We start from the raw sequence: 3,307 nt of genomic DNA, 5'->3' as shown, positions 1-3,307 counted from the left end.
GCAGGTGGAGGCTGTTGAGGCGGTGCTGAAGGACCGTCTGGGTGTGGTGGAGTTCCGGGCTGCTGAGGTGCCGTGGTATTCGACGGTGACCGGTGGGTTGGTTGATCCGGTCGGGTTGGACGCCGGCTATTGGTACAGGAATCTGCGGGCTGAGGTCCGGTTTGAGGCTGCGGTGCGCGCAGCTGCGGGTGACGGGTTGCGGCGGTTCTTGGAGGTGTCTGCGCATCCGGTGTTGTTGCCGGGGATCGTGGCCACGGTTGATGACTGCACGGTGACGGGGACGTTGAAGCGGGACAGTGGCGGTTTGGTTGATGTGCTGCGGGCTGCGGCGGTGTTGCACACGGCCGGGACTGCGGTGGACTGGTCGTCGGTGCTGCCGGCCGTCGCACCTGCTGAGCTGCCGACGTATCCGTTCCAGCGGCAGCGTTACTGGCTCGAGCCCGCCGACGACCGTTTGCCGGTGCGGCTGGCTGATGGTGGCGTGGTGGTCACGGCCAAGGTCTCGGCCAGCCGGGAGCCGTGGCTGGCCGACCACGCCGTGCACGGGACGGTGCTGGTGCCGGGGACGCAGTTCGTGGACTGGGCCATCAACGCGGGTGACCTGGTCGGTGCTCCGGTGCTGCGGGAGTTGACGGTGCAGGCTCCGTTGGTGCTGGACGGGGCTGTCGAGGTGCAGACGGCGGTGAACGCCGACCGGCAGGTCGCGATCTACTCGCGCGCGGCTGATGACGAACCCTGGACCTGCCACGCCACCGGCCTACTGGACCAGGAGAGCCCAGTGGCACCCACCATCGAGTGGCTGCCCGCCGACGCGACGCCGGTACCGACAAATGACCTCTATGACCGGCTCGCTGAGCGTGGCTATGAGTACGGGCCGGTGTTCCAGGGTCTGCGAGCGGCGTGGTCGGCTGGCGACGACCTTTACGCAGAAGTTGAGCTGCCGTCGTCGGAGCACGGGCGGGCCGCCGGACGCACGATCCACCCGGCGCTGTTGGATGCTGCCCTGCACGCTGCCGCACTGCAGAACTCGCCCTATGGCGGAGCGCCGGTGCTGCTGCCGTTCGCCTGGCAGGACGTGGCCGTGCACGCGACCGGCGCGACCAGGGTGCGGGTGAAGCTGCGCGCCGACGGCGACACCGTGACGTTGACGCTGACCGACACGGACGGGGGGCCGATCGCCTCGATCGGGTCGCTGCTCATGCGGGAGCTGCCCGACCGGCTGCCGACCCGGGCGATCCGGGATCTGTATGCCCTCGACTGGCAGGAGGCCGGCCAGGTCAGTGAGGCGCAGGACGACAGTCCGGTGTGGGACTGCACGGACGTCGCCCTGCGCGAGGTGTTGACAGGTGTGCAGCAGCGCCTGGCCGCCGACGAGCAGCGCTGGCTGGTGCTGGTCCCGGACAGCCAGGCTCGTCCGGAGCGGGCGGCGGCGTGGGGTTTGCTGGCGTCGGCGCAGTCGGAGCATCCGGATCGTTTCGTGTTGGTGGATGCGGCTGATGCGGGGACGGCGCGGGCCGCTGTGGCGGTGTGTGACGAGCCGCAGCTGCGTGTCGACGGCGACGGTCGAGTACAGGTGCCGCGTCTGGTGCGGGCCGCACCGGGGGAGGACAAGGTCGATTTCGGCACCGGCCCTGTGGTGATCACTGGTGGTACGGGGACGCTCGGCGGGTTGCTGGCGCGGCATCTGGTCGACGCATACGGCGTTTCCGAGCTGGTGTTGGTGTCCCGTCGCGGTCCGGACGCGCCGGGTGCCGCACGGTTGGGTGAGGACCTGCCGCAGGCGCGGATCGTCGCCTGTGACGTGTCTGACCGGGAGGCGTTGAAGGCGCTGTTGGACGAGTGCCGGCCGAGTGCGGTGATCCATGCGGCCGGTGTCCTGGACGACGCGACCGTGGCGAACCTGACCGAGTCCCAGTTGGAAGCGGTGTTCAGTGCGAAGGCGGTCGCCGCCCAATACCTGCATGAGCTGACCGATGGGTTGAGTGCGTTCGTGTTGTTCTCGTCGGCGTCGGCGGTGTTCGGCGCTGCGGGGCAGGCCAACTATGCGGCGGCGAACGCGTATCTGGATGCGCTGGCCCGGCAGCGGCGCGCACAGGGACTCCCGGCGCAGTCACTCGCCTGGGGGCACTGGCTGCAGAACAGCGAACTCACCGGGCGGCTCAACAGCGCCGACCGTCACCGGCTGGTCCGCAACGGCGTCGTGCCGATGAGCGACGAGCACGGTCTGGCACTGTTCGACGCGGCCCTCAGCTCGGGCGCACCGGTGCTCGTGCCCGTGAAGCTGGACCTGACCCGGGGCGCCGGGCAGACGGTGCTCTCCGGTCTGCTGACCACGAGCCGACGGGCCGTCGCCGCCGAGGGAACCCCCGGCGGCCTCGCCGAGCAGCTCGCCCACCTGGAGCCGCAGGCGCAGCGCGAGCGCGTCCTCGACACCGTACGGTCGCTGGTCGGACGGGTGCTCGGCCACCGGCCGGGCTCGGCAGTCGGCGCCGACCAGGCGTTCAAGGACCTCGGCTTCGACTCGCTGCTCGCCATCGAGCTGCGCAACCGGCTCGGCGCCGAGACCGGGCTGCGCCTGCCGGCCACGCTCGTGTTCGACCATCCCACCCCGGCCGCCGTCGCCGGCCATCTGTGCACGGCGCTGGGGCTCGGACCGGACGCGGAGACGCCCGAGGAGGCCGAGGAACGCGAGTTCCGGCGGATGCTGGCCGGCATCCCGATGACCCGGCTCCGGAGCTCCGGACTGCTCGACCTGGTGTTGCGGCTGGCCGGCGCCGACGACCCGGCCGAGCCGGGTGAGTCCATCGACGATCTCGACGCGGAGAGCCTGCTGCGGCTCGCCGCTCAACAGACATCGTCCTGATCCGACGGCACGGGGTGGAGAACGGATGAACACGTCGCAGGAACAGTTCGTCGAGGCGCTGCGCTCGTCGCTGAAGGAAAACGAGCGGCTGCGCATGCACAACCGCCGGCTGCTCGACGCGGCGACCGAGCCGATCGCGATCGTCGGCATGGCCTGCCGATTCCCCGGCGGGGTGCGGTCCCCCGAGGACCTTTGGGCGCTGCTGGAACACGAGGGCGACGCCATCGCCGGCTTCCCGGCCGACCGGGGCTGGCAGCGGCTGGCCCGGTTCGACCCGACCGGGAAACTGCCGGGCTCGGTGTCGGCACGCGAAGGCGGGTTCCTGTACGACGCCGCCGACTTCGACGCCGACCTGTTCGGGATTTCGCCGCGTGAGGCGCTTGCGATGGATCCGCAGCAGCGGTTGTTGTTGGAGGTGTCGTGGGAGGTGTTGGAGCGGGCGGG

General features: G+C 70.5%; 2 protein-coding genes. Both read left to right on the top strand.

The annotated features are described in order from the left end of the window. Positions 1 to 4: 4 nt before the first annotated feature. Positions 5 to 2,863 (top strand): type I polyketide synthase, encoded by a 2,859-nt coding sequence (locus AB0I21_RS57195; protein ID WP_360574432.1) that lies wholly within the window; start codon positions 5 to 7, stop codon positions 2,861 to 2,863. 25 nt (positions 2,864 to 2,888) lie between these two features. Then, positions 2,889 to 3,307, top strand: a 419-nt coding sequence (locus AB0I21_RS57190) for a beta-ketoacyl synthase N-terminal-like domain-containing protein (RefSeq protein ID WP_360574430.1), incomplete at its 3' end; no start/stop codon positions are given.

Source organism: Dactylosporangium sp. NPDC050588, from assembly GCF_040654975.1.
In the GTDB taxonomy this organism is placed as follows: Bacteria; Actinomycetota; Actinomycetes; order Mycobacteriales; family Micromonosporaceae; genus Dactylosporangium; species Dactylosporangium maewongense.
Note: the sequence above shows the minus strand (reverse complement) of the source record. Positions and strands in the feature narration are given on the sequence as shown.